A 16,688-nucleotide genomic window follows, 5' to 3' on the forward strand; every position below is an offset into this window, starting at 1 on the left:
CTTGCTGTGACCTGAGTCACCACTAGCGTGACCGTCATGCGGGCCCCGCGCCACCGCCGGGCCCTGTGGCGAAGGGAAATTCCATGAAGGTCGGAGTGCTGACGGGCGGCGGCGACTGCCCTGGCCTCAACGCGGTCATCCGGGGTGTCGTGCGCAAGGGCGTGCAGGAGTACGGTTACCGGTTCGTCGGCTTCAAGGACGGCTGGCGGGGGCCGGTCGAGGGGGACACCGTCCCGCTCGACATCGCCGCGGTACGGGGCATCCTGCCGCGCGGCGGCACCATCCTCGGCTCCTCGCGCACCAACCCGTTCAAGCAGGAGCACGGGGTCCGGCGGATCAAGGAGAACCTCGCCAAGTACGAGGTCGAGGCGCTCGTCGCGATCGGCGGCGAGGACACGCTGGGCGTGGCCGCGCGACTGTTCGAGGAGTACGGCGTTCCGTGCGTCGGCGTCCCGAAGACCATCGACAACGACCTGTCGGCCACCGACTACACCTTCGGCTTCGACACCGCCGTCGGCATCGCCACCGAGGCCATCGACCGGCTCCACACCACGGCCGAGTCCCACATGCGGGTGCTGGTCGTCGAGGTCATGGGGCGTCACGCCGGCTGGATCGCCCTGCACTCGGGCCTGGCGGGCGGGGCCAACGTCATCCTCATCCCCGAGCAGCGCTTCGACATGGACAAGGTGTGCGCCTGGGTGACCTCCCGCTTCACGTCGAGCTACGCGCCGATCGTCGTCGTCGCCGAAGGCGCCATGCCCAAGGACGGCGACATGGTCCTCAAGGACGCCACCAAGGACTCCTTCGGCCACGTCCGGCTGTCGGGCGTCGGCGAGTGGCTGGCCAAGGAGATCGAGGCGCGGACCGGCAAGGAGGCCCGTACGACGGTGCTCGGGCACGTCCAGCGGGGCGGCACGCCCAGCGCCTTCGACCGCTGGCTGGCCACCCGGTTCGGGCTGCACGCCATCGACGCGGTGCGGGACGGCGACTTCGGCAAGATGGTCGCGCTCAAGGGGACCGACATCGTCCGGGTCCCGATCATCGAGGCCACCTCCAAGCTCAAGACGGTGGACCCGGCGCTGTACGCGGAGGCCGAAGTGTTCTTCGGCTGAGCCGCGGGGCACCCGCGGATCATGGGTCGTATCGTGGCGAACGACCCATGATCCGTCTTTTCCGGGCGCGGCGGGAGCGAACGTGGAGATCCTGGCATTCGGGGTGCCGGCCGACGAGAGGCCGCTGATGGAGAAGGCGTTCGCCGGCCATCACGACGTGCGCTGTCTGGACGTCTTCCTGACCGAGGACACCGCCCCCATCGCCGGCGGCTACGAGATCGTCTCCACCAGCGTCAACGCCGACCTCGGCGGACGGGTCCTACGGGCCCTGGCCGCCAGCGGGACCAGGATGATCGCCCAGCGCTCCACCGGCTTCGACAACATCGACCTGGAGGCCGCCCGGGAGCTCGGTCTCACGGTCAGCCGGGTGTCCTCCTACTCGCCCTACTCGGTGGCCGAGTTCGCCTGGGCCCTCGCCATGGCCGTGAACCGGCGGATCGTGCGCGCGTCGAACCGGACACGGGACTTCGACTTCCGACTGGACGGGCTGATGGGCCGCGACATGCGGGGCCGCACCGTCGGCGTGCTCGGCACCGGCAGGATCGGCGAGGCCTTCACCCGGATCGCGCACGGCTTCGGGATGAACCTGCTGGGCTGGGACGTGGCGCCCAACCCCGCCTGCGTGGAGCTGGGCATGCGCTATGTCGACAAGGACGAACTGTTCGTCGCCTCCGACCTGATCAGCCTGCACCTGCCACTCGTCGACGCCACGCACCACATCGTCGACGGCGCGGCCCTGCGACTGATGAAGGACGACGCGATCCTGGTCAATTCGAGCCGGGGCGGCCTGGTGGACACCGAGGCGCTGGTCGACGAACTGCGCGACGGGCGCTTCGCGGGGGTGGGACTCGACGTCTACGAGGCGGAGGCCGGCGTGTTCTTCCCGGACAAGTCCCTGGAGGCCCTGGAGGACGACACGCTTGCCCGCCTGATCACCTTCCCGCACGTGGTGGTCACCTCCCACCAGGCGTACTACACGCACGACGCGGTCGGGCAGATCATCGGCGCGACGGTCGCCAACGTGGCCGACTACCTCGCCGGCCGCCGCTCCGGGAACACCCTGTCGCCCGCCGGGTAGGGGACCGCGCCCTCCCGGGCCCCCGCCCCGACGGCCTACGCCGGGGCGCCCGCGCGGACGGACGCCAGCAGGTCGCCCAGCAGCCGCGCGCCGCGCAGCGTCAGGACCGACTCCGGGTGGAACTGGACCCCCGCGAAGCCCGCCGCCGAGCGCAGGGCGTGCACCTCACCGCTCGCCGGGTCCCGGGCGACCTCGACCCCGCGCGCCGCCAGCCGTTCGGCGTCCCGCGCCGAGCAGTGCGCCGTGTACGTGTTGTAGAACCCGACCACCTCCCGCGCCCCGAACAGATCGATCCGCGTCTGCGCACCCTGCGCCGGCTCCGCCTTGCGCACCAGCGGCAGCCCGAGCTCGGCGGCGAGCAGCTCGTGGCCCAGGCAGACCCCGAGCAGGCCGCCCCGGTGCCCGGCCAGCAGGTCCGCCGCCAGCGCCCGCAGCATCCGCATCCTCGGGTCGGCCGCGTCCGCCGGGTTCCCCGGCCCCGGGCCCAGCACGACCGGGCCCTCCCAGGCCAGGGCGGCCGCCCGCAGGCCCGGATCGTCGAAGCGGCGCACGCTCACCTCCAGCCCGGTCACCCTCAGGACGTGGGCGAGCATGGCGGTGAAGGTGTCCTCCCCGTCCACCACCAGCGCGTGGCCCGAGGCACCCGCCGGCCGGTCCTGCATCCGCAGCCAGAACGGCGCCAGGTCGTGCCGCCGGGCGGCGAGGGCCGCCTGGACCCGCGGGTCGGAGCCCAGGCCCGCCACGGCGGCCACCCGACGGGGAGCGGCCGGGCGGACGCCCAGCGCGGCCAGCACACCGGCCGCCTTGGCGTGGGTCTCGGCCACCTCGGCCGCCGGGTCGGAGTGCCGCACCAACGTCGCGCCGACCGGCACGCGCAGGGTCCCGTCCGGCGCGATGTCGGCGGTGCGGATCAGGATGGGGGAGTCCAGCGTCTGCGCGCCGGTCCCGTCCCGGCCCAGCAGCGCGAGGGCTCCCGCGTAGTAGCCGCGGCCGCCGCTCTCGTACCGCTCGATCACCCGGCAGGCGTTCTGCACGGGCGAGCCGGTCACGGTCGCCGCGAACATCGTCTCCCGCAGCACCTCCCGCACGTCCAGCGAGGACCGCCCGCGCAACTCGTACTCGGTGTGCGCGAGGTGGGCCATCTCCTTGAGCCGGGGCCCGACGACCACACCGCCCATGTCGCCGACCGTGCACATCATCTTCAGTTCCTCGTCGACCACCATCGACAGCTCCTCGGTCTCCTTGCGGTCGCCGAGGAAGGCGAGGAGGGACTCGGCCGTGGGCCCCTCGGCCGGGTACCGGTACGTCCCGCTGATCGGGTTCATCACGACCGTTCCGCCGGACATCCGGACGTGCACCTCCGGGCTCGCGCCGACCAGGGTGCGCTCCCCGGTGTGGACCACGTACGTCCAGTACGCGCCCCGCTCGCCCAGCAGCAGCCTGCGGAACAGGGCCAGGGCGTCGGCGCGCCCGAAGCCGTCGATCCGGCCCTCGAAGGTGCGCCGGATGACGAAGTTCGCGCCCTCACCGCGCCCGATCTCGTCCCGGATCACGCGCTCCACGGTGGCGGCGTACTCCTCGTCGGGGACGTCGAAGCCGCCGCCCTCGACGCGCACCGCGTGGTCGGGCAGCGCGGCCAGCGCCTCGGCCAGCGGGATCTCGTGGGCCTCCTCGGCGACCAGCACGCTCAGCGGGGTCCCGTCGTCGCGCACGTCGAACCCGCGCTCGCGGATCTGCCGGAAGGGCACCAGGGCGAGGGTCGGCAGGTCCCGTACGGGGAGATCCGCGAGGCGACGGGCCTCGTGGATCGGGCCGAGCAGCACCTCGACGGTGTCGTGGTCCCGGCCGGGGGTCCGGCGGCGCAGCAGGGCGAACGGCGGGCAGGACTCGTCCAGCAGGCGGCTGAGGTCCGTGGTCATGGGGTGGGCGTCCTTCCGGAGGGAGGGGCGGCCCGCGTCGGAAAACACGGAAGGCCGCCCCTCGGGGCGGCCTTCGTGTCGCTCGTGTCGTCTTACGTACGCGAGAGGAGTGGGCCGCCGGGAGCGGGCCACCACCAGTTCTGGTTCGAGTGCGCGTACATGCCGCCGACCCTAGCCCACGCCCTGCCGGAGGCGAAGCCTCCGGACCGCGTCCCCCATATCCGGAGACACCCGTCTCAGCAAGTGGGCATCGGGCTGGACGTCCCGTGTGACGACGTAATGTGTACGAGGTGACCGTGAACGCTGAAAACCACGCCCCCGCCGTCAAGGCGACCTGGCGAGACCTTCCCGCGGCGCAGCAGCCTTCGTACCCCGATGCCGAGGCACTGCGCGCTGTCGTCGCGGACCTCGAGTCGTATCCGCCCCTCGTTTTCGCGGGTGAGTGCGACCAGCTGCGCGCCCGTCTGGGAGCCGTCGCCAAGGGCGAGGCGTTCCTGCTCCAGGGTGGCGACTGTGCCGAGGCCTTCGACGCCGTATCCGCCGACCACATCCGCGCCAAGCTCAAGACGCTGCTCCAGATGAGCGCCGTGCTGACGTACGCGGCCTCCGTGCCCGTCGTCAAGGTCGGCCGTATCGCCGGCCAGTACTCCAAGCCGCGCTCCAAGGACACCGAGACCCGCGACGGCGTCACCCTGCCGACCTACCGCGGTGACTCCGTCAACGGCTTCGCCTTCACCGAAGAGGCCCGGATCCCGGACCCCGAGCGGCTCAAGCGCATGTACCACGCGTCCGCGTCGACGCTGAACCTGGTGCGCGCCTTCACCACCGGTGGTTACGCCGACCTGCGCCAGGTGCACGCCTGGAACCAGGACTTCGTGAGGAACTCCCCGTCCGGGCAGCGCTACGAGCAGCTCGCGCGGGAGATCGACAACGCGCTGAACTTCATGAAGGCCTGTGGCACCGACCCGGCGGAGTTCAAGGCGGTGGAGTTCTACGCCTCCCACGAGGCGCTGCTCCTCGACTACGAGGGTGCGCTGACCCGCACCGACTCGCGGACCGGCAAGCTGTACGACACCTCCGGTCACATGGTCTGGATCGGTGAGCGCACCCGCCAGCTGGACCACGCGCACATCGAGTTCTGCTCGCGGATCGCCAACCCGATCGGCATCAAGCTCGGCCCTACCACCACCGTGGACGAGGCGCTGACCTACATCGACCGGCTGGACCCCGAGCGCGAGCCGGGCCGGCTGACCTTCGTCGTCCGCATGGGCGCCGACAAGGTCCGCGACAAGCTCCCCGAGCTGGTCGAGAAGGTCACGGCCTCGGGCGCGACGGTGGCCTGGGTCACCGACCCGATGCACGGCAACACCTTCGAGGCGGCCTCCGGCCACAAGACCCGTCGTTTCGACGACGTGCTCGACGAGGTCAAGGGCTTCTTCGAGGTCCACAAGGCGCTGGGCACCCACCCGGGCGGCATCCACGTCGAGCTCACCGGTGACGACGTCACCGAGTGCGTGGGCGGCGGCGACGAGATCTTCGTCGACGACCTGCACCAGCGCTACGAGACGGCCTGCGACCCGCGGCTCAACCGCAGCCAGTCCCTGGACCTGGCATTCCTCGTCGCCGAGATGTACCGCGACCAGTAAGCGGCTCGTGACGGTGGGGCGCGGATCGATGTGATCCGCGCCCCACTGTCGTATCCGGGTCTTTCAGGGGACCCTCACCTTAGGTACGGTTAGGTAAGCCTCACCGAATCGGAGTGGCTCGTCCGACCCGGCCCCACTCCCAGGAGGTGAACCGCGTGTACGTCTGCTCGTGCTTCGGGATCACCGACAAGCAGGTCAAGGAACACGCGGAAGCCGGGGCCTGCACCCCCCGCCAGATCGCCTCGGCCACCAAGGCCGGCACCGACTGCGGGTCGTGCGTACGGACCATCCAGGGCCTCCTCGGTCGCGGCGCGTGCCCGCGCCGCGAGCTGCTGGAGAGGGGCCGTACGGCGGCCGTGCTCGCCGCCGAGCCCGCTCCGGTCGCCGAGCCCGCGCTGGCGGACGCGGCCTGATCGCACCGGCCTGATCGCGCGCGGGCGGCTCAGCCCTCCGGCTGCTCGATCTGCTGCGCGATGTACAGCGGCTCCCCGATGCTCTCGATGAGCTCCAGCTGGGTGTCGAGGTAGTCGATGTGGTGCTCCTCGTCCGCCAGGATCTCCTCGAAGAGACGCGCGGAGGTGACGTCGCCCTTGCCGCGCATGACCTCGATGCCGCGCCGCAGGCGGTCGATCGCCTCGACCTCGACCTGCCGGTCCGCCTGGAACATCTCCGTCAGGGTCTGGCCCACGCGCACGTGGAAGAGGCGCTGGTAGTTCGGCAGCCCGTCGAGCATGAGGATGCGCTCGGTGAGCTTGTCCGCGTGCTTCATCTCGTCGATGGATTCGGCACGGGTGTAGTGGGCGAGCTTCGTCCAGCCCTTGTTCTCCTGGATGCGGTAGTGCAGCCAGTACTGGTTGATGGCCGTGAGCTCGCCGGTCAGCTGCTCGTTGAGAAACTCAAGGACCTCGGGGTCGCCCTGCATCGCAGAGGCTCCTTCCAAGCAATGTCAGCTACGTGACTGGGCAGTGCGCGCATCCTTCCACCGTCCCCCAGGGCAGTCCAGTAAGTGCCTCCTTAGTGGGAGTTACCACGACTTGCCCGGATCGGGTCGGAGCTGGTCATGACCACCCCGCGCCGTCTGTCACCATGGAGACATGGGTCAGCCGGAAAGCCGGGAATCTCCGGGAGCAGAGCAGTTCGAGCTCCCTCCGGGGCAGCGGTTGCAGCGAGGCTGGCCGGTCACCCATTACGGGCCGGTACCCAGGTTCAAGCCCGAGCGCTGGGAGTTCCGCGTCTTCGGCGCCACGGCCGACGGGGAGAAGCACTGCTGGAACCACGAGGAGTTCGCGGCCCTGCCCTTCGACTCGGTCGTGGCGGACCTGCACTGCGTGACGAAGTTCAGCATGCAGGGGGCCGAATGGGGCGGGGTGCTCGCCCGGACCGTCCTCGAACTGGCCCCGCCGGCACCGGAGGTCACCCATGTGATGGTGTGGGCCGAGTACGGGTTCAGCTCGAACATGCGATTGGCCGATTTCTCCTCCGAGCGCACCGTCTTCGCCACCCACCAGGGTGGCGAACTGCTGACGGCGGAGCACGGTTTCCCGCTGCGGCTGGTGGTGCCGCACCTGTACGCCTGGAAGGGGCCCAAGTGGGTCCGGGGCGTGGAGTACATGACCGCCGACCGGCGGGGTTTCTGGGAGGAGCGGGGGTACCACAACATCGGCGACCCCTGGCGCGAGCAGCGCTACTCGTACCAGGAGGAGCCGGGCGACGGGCCCGAGATCTAGCCCTTCCCGATCGGCGCCGTCCGGCGTCGGCTCAGTGGTGGTACCGGTGGACGACCGCGTGGCCCTTGCCGCGGCCGATCATCCACTTGTTGACCGGGGTGGTGACGACGAAGGCGAGCGCGAGGGAGAGCGCGAGCGCCGTCCAGAACAGCGCCTCCGAGAGGTGGGCGTCCATCGCGCCCGGCCACAGCGCGATCACGCCGTTGTCGATCAGCTCCATCACCGCGATGGAGAGGGTGTCGGCGGCCAGCGCCACCCGGACTGCCGTACGGAGGTCCACGCCCGCACCGAGGATGCCGCGCAGGGTGAGCGCGTAGCCGAAGAAGAACGCGAGGACGATGGCCGCGATCGTCGTGGCCGTGTTGCCCCAGCCGAGCGCGGTGCCGATGATCATCCCGAGCACTTCGCCGATGGCGCAGCCCGTGAGGCAGTGCAGGGTGGCCTTGGCGGCCGTGCCCCAGCTGACGGGGCCGGGGACGGGGCCGTGGCCATTGCCGTGGCCCTGTCCGGAGTCGCCGTGGTCTGCGTGATGCGCGTGGCCGCCGTGGTCCTCGTGGGCGGCCGGCTGGTCGTGGCCGCTGTGGTCGTGGTGCGCGTGTGCGTGGTCCATCGTTCGGCCTCCCGGGGACGCCGCCTCTCCTGGTGAGGGCGGGGCACGGTCCTGCGGATAACCGAACCGTATACCCCCCAGGGGTATTCCCGAGGTGTTATGCGTGCGCCTCGCGCAGTTCCTTCAGCAGCGCCACGTCGGCGGCGTGGCCCTCCTTGCCGCCCGGCGTCTCGATGATCAACGGCACGCCCTCCGTCGCGGGGTGGGAGAACAGCTCGCCGAACGCCTCCCGCCCGATGTGCCCCTGGCCGATGTTCGCGTGGCGGTCCTTGTGGGCGCCGACGCCTTCCTTGGAGTCGTTGGCGTGGATCAGTTTCAGCCGGCCTTCGCCCACCGTGTCCACGAGCAGGTCGAGCGTCTGCTTGGCGCCGCCCGGCTCCGCCAGGTCGTGGCCCGCCGCGAAGATGTGGCAGGTGTCCAGGCAGATGCCGAGCTTCGGGTGGTGGTCGAGCGCCTCGAAGTACGGGCCGAAGTCCCAGGTGCGCGAGCACAGGGAAGAACCCTGACCGGCGGTCGACTCCAGCAGCAGGAACGGGTCGTCGTCATGCGTCAGCTCGTCCAGCAGCGGCAGCACATGCTGTCTGACCTGCGCGTACGCCGCCTCACGCGGGCGACCGCCGGTGGCGGAGCCGGTGTGCACGACCACCCCGAGCGCGCCGATCGCACGGGCGCGACGGAGCGAGTGCCGCAGGGACTCCACCGACCTCTCGACGGTCGCCTCGGTGTGGGAGCCGAAGTTGATCAGGTACGGCGCGTGGACGTAGGCCGAGACCGACTCCGCCGCGCACTGGGCCCGGAACAGCTCGTCCTGTGCCGGGTTGCCGGTCGGGGTGGCCCAGCCGCGCGGGTTGGCCACGAACACCTGGACGGCCTCGGCGCCCATCTCGCGGGCGTACGTCAGGCCTACCGAGGCGAGCCCGCCGGCCACGGGGACGTGCCCGCCGACGGGATTGCGGCGCGCCGCGGCACCGGCGGCGCGCAGATCGGCGGCCCGCTGGTCAGTGGCCCGCTGGTCGGCGGCCGGGTCGGCGGGCTGGTTCACGAGCACTCACAGCCCCTTGGTCCTGATGATGATCGTGCTGCCCTCGGGCGCGCTCTGGCCGCCCGGCACCGACTGCGCGTCGGTCGTGTTGCTGAAACCGAAGAAGGGCCGCTCGACCTTCACCTTGAAGCCGAGGGCCTCCAGCGCCCTGCGGGCCGCGTCGGCCTCCTGACCCGTGACGTTCGGCACCTGCACCGGGCGCGGGCCCTTCGACACCGTCAGCGTCACCGTGTCGCCCGCCGCGGCCTGGGTTCCGGCGGCGGCCGACTGGTTGGCGACCGTACCGGCGGGGGAGGGCGAGTTGACCTGCTCGGCCGCCGTCTCCACCTTGAGGCCGAGATCCTGGAGGGCGACGCGGGCCTGATCCACGGGCTGGCCGGCCACGTTCGGGACCTGGACCGGGCGACCCTTGCTGACGACGATCGCCACCGCCGTGTCGGGGGCCCGCTTCTGGCCCCCCTCCGGGTCCGTGCTGATCACCGCGCCCTGGGCGACGTCCTGACTGAACGCCTGGGTCACGATGCCGGGCGCGAGACCTGCCGACGTCAGCTCCGCCTTCGCGGCGTCCAGGGTCTTGCCCTTGACCGCCGGGACGCTCACGACCTCGGGGCCGCGGGAGAGCGTCAGCGTCACAGCGCCGTTGCCGCGGATGCGCTTGCCGCCCTGGGGGTCGGTGTTCATGACCGTGCCGCGGTCGAAGGCCTCGCTGAACTTCCGGTCCACCCCCTTCACCCCGAGACCGGCCGCCGACAGCTCGGACCGGGCCTGCTCCTCCGTCTTGCCCAGGAGATTCGGCACCTTCGTGAACTGGCCCGAGTTGATGTACCAGACGCCCACCCCGAGACCGAGGGCCAGCAGGACCCCGGCGATGACCAGGTACAGGCCGCGCGGCCGGGACCGGCGGCGGGACCGGGCCGGGGGCGGCGGCGGGGTCGCCAGGCGGGAGGTGTGGTTCATGCCGTCGGCCGCCGTCCCGTCGGCTGGGGAGACGGGACGGGGGATCACGCTGGTGCGGTCCTCGCTCGTGGCCCGCTCCCCGGGGTGCGCCTGTGGCGGTACGGCGTCCAGCTCGGATTCGCTCAGCCCGGCGCGGGCCTCCAGGACCAGGCCCAGCAGCGCGACCGCGTCGGCGGGCCGCAGCCTCGGGTCGCGGGCCGTGGCGTGCGCGACGAGCCCGTCGATGCCGGCGGGCAGCCCGGGGACGGCGGCCGACGGGGGCGGCACGTCCTCGTTGAGGTGTTGGTAGAGCACCTGGGCGGGGGTGCCGCCGGTGTGCGGCTTGGCGCCGGTGAGCATCTCGTAGAAGACGACCCCGCAGGCGTAGACGTCCACGCGGGTGTCGGTGACGCCGCTCTCGATCTGCTCCGGGGCGAGGTAGGAGACGGTGCCGAGGACGGAGCCGGTGGTGCTGGTGACGGTGTCGACGCTGCGGACCAGACCGAAGTCGGCGACCTTGACCCGGCCGTCGTCGCCGATCAGGACGTTCTCCGGCTTCATGTCGCGGTGGACGAACCCGGCCCGGTGCGCGGCGCCGAGGGCGGCGAGGACGGGTTCGAGGATGTCGAGGGCGGCCCGGGGCTGGAGCGCGCCGCGCCGGCGGAGGACGTCGCGCAGGGTGCAGCCGGAGACGTACTCCATCGCCAGGTAGGTGTACGGGCCGTCCGTGCCCTGGTCGAAAACGGCGACGACATTGGGGTGGGCCAGGCGGGCCACGGACTTCGCCTCGCGGATGAAGCGGTCGACGAAGGCGGCGTCCGCGGCGAGGGCCGGGTGCATCACCTTGAGGGCGAGGACACGGTCGAGACGGGTGTCGAGGGCCCGGTAGACCGTGGCCATGCCGCCGGCCGCTATGCGGGCGTCGATGCGGTAGCGGCCGTCGAGCGTCTGCCCGACGAGGGGGTCATCCAGGGTCGTGTCCACCCGGCGATTCTACGAGCCGGCGCGGGGGCGCTCGTGCGTGCGGGTCGGTTGCAGCGCAGCTGTGACGTTGCCCTGCCGCCCGGCCCCTTTCCCGCCCCCGGGCCCTACGCCTCAAACGCCGGCGGGGCCGGATTCGCCGGGCGGCGCCCTGGGTGCGGTGCCTCGGGGGCGGGCGCTGCCGGATGCGCCGGGCTCTGCCCGGGCCCGCGCCTCAAACGCCGGCGGGGCCGGGATTGCCGGGCCCGGTGCCGCAGACCTCGGCGGCACGGATGTGCCGGGTGGCGCCTTGGGGCGGGTGCCGCCGGATGTGCCGGGCTCTGCTCGGCCCGCGCCTCAAGTGCCGGCGGGGCCGGATTCGCCGGGCGGCGCCCTGGGTGCGGACGCCGGCGGGGCTGGATGTCCCGGGCCCGCGCCTCAAGTGCCGGCGGGGCCGGATTCGCCGGGCGGCGCCCTGGGTGCGGTGCCTCGGGGGCGGGCGCTGGCGGATGTGCCGGCCCGCGCCTCAAGTGCCGGCGGGGCCGGATCCGCCGGGCGGCGCCCTCGGTGCGGACGCGGACGGGGCTGGATGTCCCGGCCCCGGTGCCTCAAGTGCCGGCGGGGCTGGATGTGCCGGGCCCCGGTGTCTCAAACGTCGGCGGGGCCGGGGGGTGTGCCGGGCCTCCGCCCGGCCCGCGTCCCGCGCGGGGCTGTTCTGCCGCCGGGCCGGACGAGCCGGCCCGGCGGGCTTCGAGGCGCGGAGCCCCGGGGAGTCGGGGAGTCGGGGCGCGGGGTCAGAACGCCGGGCGTTCCGGGTCGAGGGTCGCGCGGCCCTCCGTGGGGGAGGAGGCCTCCGCGAAGCGGCGCTGCGGGATGCGCCCCGCGCGGTACGCGAGGCGCCCCGCCGAGACCGCGTCCCGCATGGCCGCCGCCATCAGCACCGGCGCCTGGGCGCGGGTCACCGCCGAGGCCAACATCACCCCGGCGCAGCCCAGCTCCATCGCCAGCGTCGCGTCCGACGCCGTACCGGCCCCCGCGTCCAAGATCACCGGCACGCCCGCCCGCTCCGTGATCAGCTCGAAGTTGTGCGGGTTGCGGATGCCCATCCCCGAACCGATCGGCGAGCCCAACGGCATGATCGCCGCGCAGCCCACGTCCTCCAGCTTCCGCGCCAGCACCGGGTCGTCGTTCGTGTACGGCAGCACCGTGAACCCGTCGTCGACCAGGATCTCGGCGGCGTCCAACAGTTCGACGCCGTCCGGCAGCAGGGTGCGTTCGTCCGCGACGACCTCAAGCTTGATCCAGTCGGTGCCCAAGGCCTCCCTCGCCAGGCGCGCCGTCAGGACGGCCTCGCCCGCCGTGAAGCAGCCCGCCGTGTTGGGCAGCACCGCGATGCCGAGCCTGGTCAGCACCGACAGCACCGAACCCTGGACCGTCGGGTCCAGCCGGCGCATGGCCACGGTCGTGAGTTCCGTACCGGAGGCGACCAGCGCGCGCTCCAGTACGTCCAGGCTCGGGGCGCCGCCCGTGCCCATGATCAGGCGGGAGGAGAAGGTCCGGCCGCCGAGGGTGAAGACGTCGTCTGCCATGATCAGCCTCCCTGCACCGCGGTCAGGACCTCGACGCGGTCGCCGTCGTCCACCGGAGTGTGCGGCCACTGTCCGCGCGGTACGACCGTCTCGTTGAGGGCCGCGGCGACACCCTTGGGCGCCGCGGTCAAGGTGGCGACCACCGCGTCGAGCGTGGTGCCGGCCGCGATCTCGCGCGGCTCGCCGTTGACGGAGATGGTCATGCGTACGACTCCTGACGTGCCTCGGTGAAGCGGAGCGGGGTGAAGGGCCGGGCGATCTCCGGCACCGTGCCGGTGGCCAGCAGCTCCGCCATCACGTCCCCGGTGAGCGGGGTCAGCAGCACCCCGTTGCGGTAGTGCCCCGTGGCCAGGTGCAGTCCGGGCAGCGGGGTCGGGCCCAGCAGCGGGGCGTTGTCGGGGGAGCCCGGCCGCAGTCCGGCCCGGGTCTCGGTCAGCGGCAGCTCGGTGATGCCGGGCACCAGCTCGTGGGCGTCGCGCAGCAGCTCGTAGACCCCGCCGGCGGTGACGGTGGTGTTCCAGCCCTGCTCCTCGCTGGTCGCGCCGACGACGAGCTCGCCGTTCTCGCGCGGCACGAGATAGACATGGCTGCCGCGCACGACCGCCCGTACGGTCCGGGACAGGAAGGGGCCGTACGAGGCCGGCACCGTCAGCCGCAGCACCTGCCCCTTCACCGGCCGCACCGGGACCGCCACCTCCGGCGGCAACCCGGGCAGCCGTCCCGACAGCGAGCCCGCCGCCAGGACCGTCTGGCCGGCGCTGAGGGCACTACCGTCGTCGAGCAGCGCCCCGGCGGCCCGGTCGCCCGCGACGAGGAGCCGGGCCGCGCCCGACCGGTGCAAGGTGACCCCAGCGCGTTCGCAGGCGGCCAGCAGCGCGGCCGTCAACCGGCGCGGATCCACCTGGTGGTCGCCGTCCACGCGCAGGCCGCCGCGTACGCCCGGCGCCAGCATCGGCTCCAGGCGGCGGGACTCGCGGCCGGTCAGCCACTGCGACTCCAGACCGCAGCGGCGTTGGAGGGCGTGCAGTTCGCGCAGGTGGAGGCGGTCGTCGGCGTCGAGCGCGACGGCCAGGGTGCCGCAGGCGCGGTAGCCGATGTCCATGCCGCCGCTCGCCTCGGCGAGTTCGGCGGCGAACTCCGGGTAGCGGGCGGCGGAGGCGAGGTTGAGCCCGAGCAGGGTCTCCTCGCCGTAGTGCAGCTCGGTGACGGCGGCGAGCATGCCGGCCGCGACCTGGGCGGCCCCGCCGCCGGGCGCCGGGTCGGCCAGTGCGGTGCGCAGGCCGCGCCGGGCGGCGCGCCAGGCGGTGACCAGGCCGATGATGCCGCCCCCGATGACGAGGACGTCGAATCCCTGCGGGGATTGACTCCGAGATGAGTGCATGGGCGTCCAGCCCCTCCCTTCGCCGGCATGACCCGGATCAGGTTCGTACGGTCGGAGGCCGGCCAGCCTCCCTCTCAGCCCGGTACGTCCGGACTCCCGCGATAGGTACGGTGGCCAGACTAACCCCGCCGCGCATGCCGGGTAAGGCTGCCGCCCCCGGCTCTGTTCCTGATGGCTCATCAGGTGATTAGGGTGGGCGGCGTGAGCGAGCAGACGGAACAGACTCAGAGCGGTGTCGTCATCGTCGGTGCCGGAATGGCCGGGGTGCAGACCGCGGTGGCCTTGCGGGAACAGGGCTACACCGGCCCCGTGACCCTGTTGGGAGCCGAACCCCACCAGCCCTACGACCGGCCCCCGCTCTCCAAGGCGGTGCTGCTCGGCAAGGCCGAGGACTCCGCCTTCGACGTGGACTTCGAGGCCCTCGGCATCGGACTGCGCCTCGGTGTCGAGGTCACCGGGCTGCGGGCCGACGTCCGCGAGGTGGACACCGAGGCGGGCCCCCTCCCCTACGACGTCCTCGTACTGGCGACGGGAGCGCGCCCGCTGACCCTGCCGGGCTCCGACGGGGTCCCCGGCGTGCACCTGCTGCGCACGCTGGACGACGCGGCCAGGCTGCGGCCGGTGCTCGCCGAGGCGCCGCCGGTGGTGGTGGTCGGGGCCGGATGGATCGGCGCGGAGTTCGCGACGGCGGCCCGGGAGGCGGGGTGCGCGGTCACGGTGGTCGAGGCGGCGGAGCGGGTGCTGGCGGGGGCCGTGCCGGCGGAGGTCGCGGAGCCGATGGGGAACTGGTATGCGGAGGCGGGCGCCGAGTTGTTGACGGGGGCGCGGGTGGCCTCCGTGGAGGAGGGTCGCGTCCACCTGGCGGACGGGCGGACGCTCGAAGCGGGCGCGGTGGTCGTCGGAATCGGCGCGCGGCCCGCGACGGACTGGCTGGCGGGGTCCGGGGTCGAGCTGGGCCCGGACGGCTCGGTCACCGCCGACGCCCGTCTGCGGACCTCCGTGCCGGGGGTGTACGCCGTGGGGGACTGCGCGTCGTTCCCGTCGGCGCGGTACGGGGAGCGGCTGCTGGTCCACCACTGGGACAACGCGCTCCAAGGGCCCAGAGTGGTGGCGGCGAACATCGTCGCGCAGGACGCGGCGGAGACCGGCCCCTACGACCCGGTGCCGTACTTCTGGTCGGAGCAGTTCGGGCGGTTCGTGCAGTACGCCGGGCACCACGGCGGGGCCGAGGAGATGGTGTGGCGCGGCGATCCGGCCGGGGCGTCGTGGTCGGTGTGCTGGCTGCGGGGCGGGGCACTGGTGGCGGTCCTGGCGGTGGGGCGCCCCCGGGACCTGGCCCAGGGGCGCCGGCTGATCGAGGCCGGCACGGCGCTCTCGCCGGCCGCGGTCTCGGACCCCGAGATCCCGCTGAAGTCGGCGTCGGCCTGACGCCGGCCGGGCCCGGAAGCCGTCCGGTCGGGGCGGCGCCGGGCGCTCCGGCCGGGCCGGGTCCTCGAACGTCGGTCGGGCCCTGACGCGGCCGGGGCGGAACCCGGACGGGGTGGTCCAGGTACCGGCGGCGAGTCCGAGATGGCAGGCTTGTGCCCGTGACCGAGATTGACGCAAAGATCGATGCCCTTGTCCCCGCCTGGCTCTACCTCCCCGACATCGCCGAGATGCTCGACATCGAAGTGACCCGGGTCCGCCAGCTGGTCAAGGAAGGTCAGCTGCTCGCGGTGCGCCGCGGCGAGAACCGCTCCCTCCAGGTTCCCGCCCCCTTCATCGACGGCGACAAGATCGTCAAGGGCCTCACCGGTCTGCTGACCGTGCTCCGCGACGACGGCTTCTCCGACGAGGAGATCCTGGAGTGGATGTTCACCCCCGACCCGACCCTCCCCGGCACCCCCGCCCAGGCGCTGAGCGAGAATCGTGGCACGGAGGTGAAGCGCCGCGCTCAGGCGCTCGCCCTCTGACGAACCCGCGCACCACGTGACGCACTGACCGCCACGTACCGATCCACCCGGTGTACGGGCCACCCGCGGCCCGTACACCGCCACCACCAACGGGGGTACACCCATGCTGCTGTCCGACGCCCGGCTCTACCTGTGCACGGACGCCCGCAAGCGGCAGGGCGACCTCCCCGAATTCCTCGACGCCGCCCTGGCCGGCGGCGTGGACATCGTCCAGCTCCGCGACAAGGGGATGGAGGCCGGCGAGGAGCTCGAACACCTCCGGGTCTTCGCCGACGCCGCCCGCCGCCACGGCAAGCTGCTCGCGGTCAACGACCGGGCCGACGTCGCGCACGCCATCGGTTCCGACGTGCTCCACCTGGGCCAGGGGGACATCCCCGTCCCCGCCGCCCGCGCCATCCTCGGCCGGGAGATCGTCGTCGGCCGCTCCTGCCACGCCGAATCCGAGGTCGACGCGGCCGTCGCCGAACCCGACGTGGACTACTTCTGCACCGGCCCCTGCTGGCCCACCCCCACCAAGCCCGGCCGCCACGCGCCGGGCCTCGGCCTGGTCCGGTACGCCGCATCACTGCGCCAGGACCGCCCCTGGTTCGCGATCGGCGGTATCGACGCCGGCAACCTGGACGAGGTGCTCGACGCCGGCGCCACCCGGATCGTGGTCGTGCGCGCCATCACCGAGGCGAGCGACCCCGGCGCCGCCGCGAACGAACTCGCCAAGCGGGTCCGCGAACGCGTGTGA

General features: G+C 72.7%; 16 protein-coding genes and 1 riboswitch. Of the genes, 8 read left to right on the forward strand and 8 right to left on the reverse strand.

Annotated elements, in window-relative coordinates:
* Positions 1-83: 83 nt before the first annotated feature.
* A complete protein-coding gene (locus tag E6R62_RS21805) occupies positions 84-1,112 on the forward strand; it encodes a 6-phosphofructokinase (RefSeq protein WP_136215196.1) in 1,029 nt (342 codons plus the stop codon).
* An 82-nt stretch (positions 1,113-1,194) separates the two neighbouring features.
* Positions 1,195-2,190: a 2-hydroxyacid dehydrogenase gene (locus tag E6R62_RS21810; protein WP_136215197.1), complete on the forward strand. Its 996-nt coding sequence runs from the start codon at positions 1,195-1,197 to the stop codon at positions 2,188-2,190.
* A 35-nt stretch (positions 2,191-2,225) separates the two neighbouring features.
* On the opposite strand, the gene E6R62_RS21815 is transcribed toward E6R62_RS21810, so the two are convergent.
* Positions 2,226-4,109, reverse strand: coding sequence for an anthranilate synthase family protein (locus E6R62_RS21815; protein ID WP_136215198.1), 1,884 nt, complete (start codon positions 4,107-4,109; stop codon positions 2,226-2,228).
* Positions 4,110-4,399: 290 nt separating this feature from the next.
* Here E6R62_RS21815 and E6R62_RS21820 point away from each other — a divergent pair, with 290 nt between their 5' ends.
* Positions 4,400-5,755, forward strand: coding sequence for a class II 3-deoxy-7-phosphoheptulonate synthase (locus tag E6R62_RS21820; RefSeq protein ID WP_136215199.1), 1,356 nt, complete (start codon positions 4,400-4,402; stop codon positions 5,753-5,755).
* Positions 5,756-5,901: 146 nt separating this feature from the next.
* Positions 5,902-6,168, forward strand: coding sequence for a bacterioferritin-associated ferredoxin (locus tag E6R62_RS21825; protein ID WP_136215200.1), 267 nt, complete (start codon positions 5,902-5,904; stop codon positions 6,166-6,168).
* A 29-nt stretch (positions 6,169-6,197) separates the two neighbouring features.
* Here E6R62_RS21825 and bfr read toward each other — a convergent pair whose 3' ends face one another.
* Positions 6,198-6,677 (reverse strand): bacterioferritin, encoded by a 480-nt coding sequence (gene bfr / locus E6R62_RS21830; protein ID WP_136215201.1) that lies wholly within the window; start codon positions 6,675-6,677, stop codon positions 6,198-6,200.
* A 172-nt stretch (positions 6,678-6,849) separates the two neighbouring features.
* Here bfr and E6R62_RS21835 point away from each other — a divergent pair, with 172 nt between their 5' ends.
* Entirely contained in the window at positions 6,850-7,482 is a 633-nt protein-coding gene (locus tag E6R62_RS21835; protein WP_136215202.1) for a sulfite oxidase-like oxidoreductase, read from the forward strand.
* A 31-nt stretch (positions 7,483-7,513) separates the two neighbouring features.
* Here E6R62_RS21835 and E6R62_RS21840 read toward each other — a convergent pair whose 3' ends face one another.
* The 6 genes from E6R62_RS21840 to thiO form a co-directional block, all read right to left on the reverse strand.
* Complete coding sequence (locus E6R62_RS21840) at positions 7,514-8,092, reverse strand: DUF4396 domain-containing protein (protein ID WP_136215203.1); 579 nt, start codon at positions 8,090-8,092, stop codon at positions 7,514-7,516.
* Positions 8,093-8,189: 97 nt separating this feature from the next.
* Positions 8,190-9,074: a deoxyribonuclease IV gene (locus E6R62_RS21845; protein ID WP_136215278.1), complete on the reverse strand. Its 885-nt coding sequence runs from the start codon at positions 9,072-9,074 to the stop codon at positions 8,190-8,192.
* A gap of 66 nt (positions 9,075-9,140) precedes the next feature.
* Complete coding sequence (gene pknB / locus E6R62_RS21850) at positions 9,141-11,054, reverse strand: Stk1 family PASTA domain-containing Ser/Thr kinase (RefSeq protein ID WP_136215204.1); 1,914 nt, start codon at positions 11,052-11,054, stop codon at positions 9,141-9,143.
* A 770-nt stretch (positions 11,055-11,824) separates the two neighbouring features.
* A complete protein-coding gene (locus tag E6R62_RS21855; protein WP_136215205.1) occupies positions 11,825-12,619 on the reverse strand; it encodes a thiazole synthase in 795 nt (264 codons plus the stop codon).
* A gap of 2 nt (positions 12,620-12,621) precedes the next feature.
* Positions 12,622-12,822 (reverse strand): sulfur carrier protein ThiS, encoded by a 201-nt coding sequence (gene thiS / locus E6R62_RS21860; protein WP_136215206.1) that lies wholly within the window; start codon positions 12,820-12,822, stop codon positions 12,622-12,624.
* Positions 12,819-14,000 (reverse strand): glycine oxidase ThiO, encoded by a 1,182-nt coding sequence (thiO, locus tag E6R62_RS21865; RefSeq protein WP_136215207.1) that lies wholly within the window; start codon positions 13,998-14,000, stop codon positions 12,819-12,821. Before thiO ends, thiS begins: the two co-directional genes overlap by 4 nt.
* A riboswitch (TPP riboswitch) is annotated at positions 13,998-14,110 on the reverse strand. It overlaps the preceding gene by 3 nt.
* 91 nt (positions 14,111-14,201) lie before the next feature.
* On the opposite strand from thiO, the gene E6R62_RS21870 reads away from it, so the two are divergent.
* The 3 genes from E6R62_RS21870 to thiE all read left to right on the forward strand — a co-directional run bounded on the left by E6R62_RS21870 (position 14,202) and on the right by thiE (position 16,688).
* Positions 14,202-15,428, forward strand: a complete 1,227-nt coding sequence (locus E6R62_RS21870; protein WP_136215208.1) for an NAD(P)/FAD-dependent oxidoreductase — start codon at positions 14,202-14,204, stop codon at positions 15,426-15,428.
* A 158-nt stretch (positions 15,429-15,586) separates the two neighbouring features.
* Entirely contained in the window at positions 15,587-15,952 is a 366-nt protein-coding gene (locus E6R62_RS21875) for an Rv2175c family DNA-binding protein (protein WP_136215209.1), read from the forward strand.
* A gap of 103 nt (positions 15,953-16,055) precedes the next feature.
* A complete protein-coding gene (gene thiE / locus E6R62_RS21880) occupies positions 16,056-16,688 on the forward strand; it encodes a thiamine phosphate synthase (protein WP_136215210.1) in 633 nt (210 codons plus the stop codon).

The organism is Streptomyces sp. A1136 (genome assembly GCF_004795055.1).
In the GTDB taxonomy this organism is placed as follows: domain Bacteria; phylum Actinomycetota; class Actinomycetes; order Streptomycetales; family Streptomycetaceae; genus Streptomyces.

Coding starts and splice junctions, on each gene's coding strand:
- bfr (WP_136215201.1), bottom strand. CDS start 6,677: ATGCAGGGCGACCCCGAGGTCCTTGAGTTTCTCAACGAGCAGCTGACC.
- E6R62_RS21815 (WP_136215198.1), bottom strand. CDS start 4,109: ATGACCACGGACCTCAGCCGCCTGCTGGACGAGTCCTGCCCGCCGTTC.
- E6R62_RS21835 (WP_136215202.1), top strand. CDS start 6,850: ATGGGTCAGCCGGAAAGCCGGGAATCTCCGGGAGCAGAGCAGTTCGAG.
- thiS (WP_136215206.1), bottom strand. CDS start 12,822: ATGACCATCTCCGTCAACGGCGAGCCGCGCGAGATCGCGGCCGGCACC.
- E6R62_RS21805 (WP_136215196.1), top strand. CDS start 84: ATGAAGGTCGGAGTGCTGACGGGCGGCGGCGACTGCCCTGGCCTCAAC.
- thiO (WP_136215207.1), bottom strand. CDS start 14,000: ATGCACTCATCTCGGAGTCAATCCCCGCAGGGATTCGACGTCCTCGTC.
- thiE (WP_136215210.1), top strand. CDS start 16,056: ATGCTGCTGTCCGACGCCCGGCTCTACCTGTGCACGGACGCCCGCAAG.
- E6R62_RS21840 (WP_136215203.1), bottom strand. CDS start 8,092: ATGGACCACGCACACGCGCACCACGACCACAGCGGCCACGACCAGCCG.
- E6R62_RS21855 (WP_136215205.1), bottom strand. CDS start 12,619: ATGGCAGACGACGTCTTCACCCTCGGCGGCCGGACCTTCTCCTCCCGC.